This window comes from Flavihumibacter sp., from assembly GCF_036676075.1.
GTDB lineage: Bacteria > Bacteroidota > Bacteroidia > Chitinophagales > Chitinophagaceae > Flavihumibacter.
On sequence record NZ_JAKFDQ010000022.1, the window covers coordinates 387,489 to 393,810 of the forward strand.

Below are 6,322 nucleotides of genomic sequence, written 5' to 3' on the forward strand. Positions count from 1 at the left end.
ATTAAGCGTGGATAATGTTGAAAGGGAAGTCAAACGAACAAGTCTATAATAACGATACCGGGGTACATGGACAGTACAAAACATGGTTCCTTGATTATGCATCCTATGTTATCCTGGAACGAGCCGTACCAGCCATTGAGGATGGGTGCAAACCCGTTCAGCGACGCATCCTTCATGCGATGAAAGAAATGGATGATGGCCGTTTCAATAAGGTAGCCAATATCATTGGACAAAGCATGCAGTACCATCCGCATGGAGATGCCAGTATTGGAGATGCCCTGGTAAACCTCGGCCAGAAAGACCTGCTCATCGAAACCCAGGGAAACTGGGGTGATGTGAGAACCGGAGATGCGGCTGCTGCTCCCCGTTATATTGAAGCAAGGCTCAGCAAGTTCGCACTTGAAGTGGCCTTCAATAATAAAACAACCGACTGGCAGCTCAGCTATGATGGCCGGAAGAATGAACCGGTTACCCTTCCCATGAAGTTCCCCTTACTGCTTGCACAGGGGGTGGAGGGTATTGCAGTGGGACTATCAACAAAAATTCTCCCGCATAATTTCTGTGAGCTTATTGAGGCTTCCATCAAATACCTGAAAGGAAAGAAATACGAGATCTACCCCGACTTTCAAACAGGCGGCATGGTGGATATCACCAATTACAATGAAGGTAAAAGAGGGGGAAAGGTTAGGGTACGTGCGCTGATAGAGGAATTCGACAAGAAAACCCTTCTCATAAAAAATGTACCCTATGGCGTAACAACGGGCGGACTCATTGATTCCATAATTAAGGCCAATGACCAGGGTAAGATCAAGATCCGCAAGGTTACCGATAATACCGCAGCGGAAGTGGAGATCCAGGTAGACCTGGCGCCGGGCATTTCACCCGATATCACCATTGATGCACTCTATGCTTTCACTGATTGTGAAGTAAGCATTTCACCCAACGCCTGTGTGATCGTAGACCAGAAACCAAGATTCCTTGGCGTACATGAATTGCTGGCAACGGCAACCGACAATACCCGCGACCTGCTGAAAAAAGAACTGGAGATCAGGCTGGCGGAGCTGCAGGAGAAATGGCATTATACATCGCTGGAAAAAATATTCTTCGAAGAGAAGATTTACAAGGAACTCGAGAAGAAACATGAAACATGGGAGAAGGTGCTGGAAGCAATTGATAAAGCCTTTACACCATTCAAGAAACAACTCAAGCGGCCCATTACAAGGGAGGATATCGTTAAATTAACGGAGAAGCCTGTACGCAGAATATATAAACTGGATATTGATGAGCTGAACGCACAGATCAAAGGCCTGGAAGCAGATATTAAGCAGGTACATCACGACCTGGCAAACCTGGTTGAATTTGCGATCGCCTATTATGAGAACCTCCTGAAAAAATTCGGCAAAGGAAGAGAACGCAAAACAGAGATCCGGCCATTTGAAGCCATCCAGGCAAAGCATGTAGCCATTGCCAATACCAAGGTATATGTAAACTGGGCAGATGGGTTTATCGGTACTTCGCTCAAAAAAGATGAACTGGCTTTTGAATGTTCTGACCTCGATGATATCATTGCTTTCACCCGCCGGGGAATAATGAAAGTGGTGAGGGTGGGAGAGAAGGTATATATCGGAAAAGATATCATCCATGTGGCCGTGTTCCAGAAGAATGATGAACGCACCACCTATAATATGATCTATGTGGATGGTGGCACGGGCACCAGCTATGCCAAGCGATTCAATGTGACCGGAATCACGCGCGATAAAGAATATGATCTGTCGCGCGGCAATGATAAAAGCAAGATCCACTATTTCACTGCCAATGCAAATGGAGAGGCAGAGAGTGTAACCATTGTACTGAGTCCGAATTGCTCAGCCCGCAACAAACAGTTTGACTTCTATTTTGAAGAGTTGGAGATCAAGGGAAGAAGTGCACAGGGTAACCAGGTTACAAAGTATCCCATCAAGAATGTAAAATTAAAGGAAGCCGGACGCTCAACACTGAGTGCTATCAAGCTTTGGTTTGATGATAAATTCGGCAGGCTCAATACAGAACAGAAGGGAACCTATCTCGGTAATTTTGATGGAACAGAAAAACTGCTGGTGGTATATAACGATGGAAATTATGAGCTTACTGATCTGGAACTTACCCAACGTTTTGATCCGGAGAAGATATTGCTGGTAGAGAAGTTCAATCCGGAGAAAGTGATCACCGCTGTTTACCTCGATAATGACAAGCTGCAGTATAATGTAAAAAGGTTCAGGATAGAGACCACTACGTTACAGAGCAGATTCCTTTTCATAAAAGAAGGAGCGGGCAACAGGCTGGAGGTAGTTACAACTGATGAGAAGCCTGTTCTGCTATTACATACCGGAAGAGGAACCCAGGCCCGCACGCAGAAGATAAAGATTGCCGGTTTTGTGGAAGTTATGGGATGGAAAGCAGTCGGTAATAAGCTGGCAGATTTTTCCAAGTCAACAGAAATGGAATGGGAGCAGACGGAGAAGGATGATAAGGGGCAGACGAGTTTGTTCTGATGAAAGGGGTAATGCCCTTTCGTGCGTATTGGTTCGACAATCCTTCGAGGGTCCTTCGAGCATCCTTCGAAGGAGGTTCGGAGCGGCTATTGATGGGCTTTGGATCTGCATAGTAATGGCGTTTTCATAGGACAACTATACAACATGAAGGCAGGTGTTTCCAAATCTAACTGGACAAACAGGCAAATGATATACACCAACGCCACATTTTGCAGCACAAAGCTTTGGTTAGTGTTAGTCCATGAAAATGCATAAACAATGCTGAATCGTTTGCCAGCATATTTCCCAAACTGAAGTGAAAACCGGTGTGGTGGGTCAGACCCAGAACTTTATGAACTACGGACCCAAACTTTCCAACTTATAGAGGGTCAATACAGTTATTTGCCTTGCATTATTTGAAATAGCTCCTTGAAATCAAAATTTGACACAGTTTATTTTACACTCCCTTCTATTTTTATGAGATCTATATAATTTTGTGGCAACCATTCTTGTATTTCTTCTTGTTCTTCTTTGGTTTGAAAAAAATTTTCTTTAAAAACAAGTGCTAATTCTGGTTTAAAGCCTATAATGTCAAGAGGATATTCATAATCGTTTGCAGAATACTTGCCCCAATTACCTTTTGCGCCAAAAACAAAATATTCATTATAACTCATTTCAAGAAGAACAGCTGATATATAGTTTCCGCTTGTTAGTTCTTCCCACGTTATGTTTACAGGAAATTTCATTCTAAACATTGGCTCGCCTTTTGTAAAATCTTGTGAATGCTGAATAATTACAAAATATTTTTCACCTAAAGCTTCCATCGCTTTTTGCAGTTGCCTAAAATCTTCTTCAATGAATAAACAACCACCTCTTAAAGCTATCACCTCACATTCAGGATTATAGACTAAGTCTGGCAAACTTTTGCCTTGAACAAAAATTTTATCCTGTATTGGCTTCCAAACACACAAATACTCATGTTCGGATAACCAATATTTTTGTAAATACTTCACCGCAAGTTCTTTATTGCCCCAATTATTTTCAGGAACAAGCCTTGAAAAGTGCATATGAGCATACACATTATAAAAGGATAAATGCTTATCATACTCCTTCATTAGTTTACTCGGATTTTGTACATCTGGGAGTGCATATTGATATGTAATTCATGCACTCCTCTTGATGTAGATTGATATAATTTAATAAATGTTCCATCTGGCATTTTGACTGCACCAGATGACATAGTTTTACCACCATGAGTGATTGCTTTGAAAATTTCGTTTGCATCACCCTTGATAAAGCCTTGTAATTCTCCGTGTTTTAATGGCTTGCCAAATGTCGGTGCAGCTGCTTCAATTACACTTTCGACACTATTCAACTGCCTTAGAAACTTGCCACTCGTCTTAGCGGCCTTATTAGCTGCAAATGTTGCAGCATGACTTGAAACAAGATATTCTTCTGCTGCCCCCGCAGTCATAAAAACCAAGGCCCACTCACCAACAAAATTTAAGCTTTGAGCAGCAGCTTCTCTATAGGATCCTTCTCTGAATTTAGCAATAGCCTGGCCAGAAGCATACCACCCTGGAACATATAGATTGGCTGCTTCATTTGCAATTCCTATAAAATATAAGAGCTTATTTTTGTTCTTTCCGTTCTGATTGGGTGCATTACTTTTTTCTTTCTTCTTATCACCATTGCCTTCACCCCAAAGTTGCTTCATGAACTCTTCAATTTCTTCAGGGTCATCGGTTTTTGTATTTCCATTTGCATCCCTCGCCCACATCCCGTCGGGGTCAATAAATCTATTTGGATTGTTAAATGCGTAATTATAGGGCGACCACCTTCTTCCCATTTCTGCCAAAGGATCAATCACATGCCATCTCCCAATCTGCGGGTCATACATTCTTGCTCCATAGTCATACCACTCTAAGCCGCTTCCATTACTAAATTCTTTCTCCTGTTTTTCTTTGCCGTTGTATTCGTACTTATTATCTAATCGACCCATGGCGCTGGAACTGATCCCTGCCATGTTGAGTCCGAACGGATAGTAATCAACCACAGTTTTCGGCTATGCCTCCTTTTGCTGGCAGCCGCTTTAAAACCAGTCAAAGAACTTATCTACCAGCCCAAGATAGGCCTTCATTTTGCAGATCATCCAGATTATTTATCAATACCCAGCAGATCCGTAACAACGTGCTCACGCATTGGTTGGAGAAATAATAAAACTTACACCCAAAAAAGTGATTCATCTTTTCAATTGATCCTTCAATCGAAAAAGAAAAAATCCGGAGATTCAAATCAAGCTCCTTAATAACTGAAATCATCTGCTTTGAATAAAGAAAACTTTGGCTTTGGCTATTCAATCTTTAAGTATGCCTTTTTACACAAAATATCTAAATAGAATTCTTCGTAAAATTCAATATGAAAAAAAACACCCCATGGAGTAGTTTCATGATGTTGTCCTTCATATTCAAATCTACCGCGATAGAAATTATCAGGGGTAAGTACAGTTTTCGAATCTAATTTCTTTGAAACCATTTCAACGATTTGAAACGTTTCAAATACCATAGTTAATCTTTGATAAGCTTGTTGCGCATTTTCTGCTTTGAAATCAAACTTTATAATTTCTTCATTGTAATCAATTGTTATCTTATTACATGAGTATTCATTATGCAAATCCAAATTAATTCCTGAAAATTCAATCTCTGTTAAGGGTTCAAATAATGCTGCAGTGGTTAATTCAATTTTATTCATTTTACTCTTGCGATTTCAGCTTTTCTAAAAATTTTGTTACGATTCTAAGATCAGCTTGAGACATTGGGATTGCTTCTTTTGAATCCCTGGAAATGCTTCTTACTTGACCGTTGAAAATATTTTTATTATAAACTTGTTTATGAGGAGTTGGAACTCCAGCATGGTCCTTTCCGGCTAGATCATAGCGAATTTGCTTGTCAGGCGTTTTAATTGTGACCGAGTTTTTACCATCATTTAAAGTTGATTTTACATTATCTGCCTGCTCTTTTAGCGTGGTTTTAACTTCTTGTCCTGCTACTTTTGCAGCTTCTTTAGTTAATGTGGTTTTCGCCAATTCCTTAACGCCTACTTTCGAAAACAGCGTAGCCGCAACCTTTGCTTCTTTGGCAGCAGGCATTAAGCTTATCGCAGCTGATGTTGAATAATTATTATGTGCTTCCTGTATCTTGGCATTATCAGAAACATTTCTTGTAGGAGCAACTGCCGGTTTCGAAGAAAGTAGCAATCCTATTCCAATGATTATAAACGGTATAATCGGAATCTTCCCATCAGCATCACTGTATGTTACCGGATTATTATAAGAGTAGTGATATGGGCTCCATCCCTCCTGATCGCCTTCTTCACTTAAAGGATCAATTTGTATAAACCTCCCAATTTGATGGTCATATGTCCTGGCATTAAAATCATATACTTCGAGACCTGATCCATCGCTGAACTCTTTTGATTGTAATTCATTGCCAACATACTTCTTTTTATTGTCCAGCTTCCCCATAGCCTTGCTGGATATCCCCGTCATGGTGAGTCCGAATGGATAATAATGCGTTTCCTCTAGCAGGGGTCCGGGAGTATGGGTAACGGCGAGATTGTCAAAGAACACACTCAGGTTGCTTTCATTGCTGACATGAATATACAAATATCCGCTCTTAGTTATATTGACCGGACTGGTGGTGAAAAATTTATCGTGCACTTCCTTGTTACCGGCACCCACCGGATCAACATCGGCCGAAACATAGTTGAACTGCTCATCAAATAACATCCAGCTCAGGTAGGCTTTGGCATTG

Annotated in this window: 5 protein-coding genes; 1 reads left to right on the forward strand and 4 read right to left on the reverse strand. The window is 41.0% G+C overall.

The features are described from left to right. Positions 1-14 precede the first annotated feature (14 nt). Complete coding sequence (locus tag V6M43_RS18245) at positions 15-2,531, forward strand: DNA gyrase/topoisomerase IV subunit A (protein ID WP_332737814.1); 2,517 nt, start codon at positions 15-17, stop codon at positions 2,529-2,531. A gap of 431 nt (positions 2,532-2,962) precedes the next feature. Here the strand turns inward: V6M43_RS18245 and V6M43_RS18250 are convergent, their stop codons facing one another. From V6M43_RS18250 to V6M43_RS18265, 4 genes are all read right to left on the reverse strand, one after another. Continuing rightward, the gene (locus V6M43_RS18250; RefSeq protein WP_332737815.1) at positions 2,963-3,625 is read right to left on the reverse strand and encodes a hypothetical protein; all 663 of its coding nucleotides are present in this window, start codon (positions 3,623-3,625) and stop codon (positions 2,963-2,965) included. Continuing rightward, complete coding sequence (locus V6M43_RS18255) at positions 3,625-4,566, reverse strand: RHS repeat domain-containing protein (RefSeq protein WP_332737817.1); 942 nt, start codon at positions 4,564-4,566, stop codon at positions 3,625-3,627. Before V6M43_RS18255 ends, V6M43_RS18250 begins: the two co-directional genes overlap by 1 nt. Before the next feature lie 296 nt (positions 4,567-4,862). Beyond that, positions 4,863-5,261, reverse strand: coding sequence for a hypothetical protein (locus V6M43_RS18260; RefSeq protein ID WP_332737819.1), 399 nt, complete (start codon positions 5,259-5,261; stop codon positions 4,863-4,865). Position 5,262: 1 nt separating this feature from the next. After that, positions 5,263-6,322 (reverse strand): RHS repeat-associated core domain-containing protein (locus tag V6M43_RS18265; RefSeq protein ID WP_332737821.1); only part of this gene is annotated, 1,060 nt, incomplete at its 5' end.

Coding starts and splice junctions, on each gene's coding strand:
- V6M43_RS18245 (WP_332737814.1), top strand. CDS start 15: ATGTTGAAAGGGAAGTCAAACGAACAAGTCTATAATAACGATACCGGG.
- V6M43_RS18250 (WP_332737815.1), bottom strand. CDS start 3,625: ATGAAGGAGTATGATAAGCATTTATCCTTTTATAATGTGTATGCTCAT.
- V6M43_RS18260 (WP_332737819.1), bottom strand. CDS start 5,261: ATGAATAAAATTGAATTAACCACTGCAGCATTATTTGAACCCTTAACA.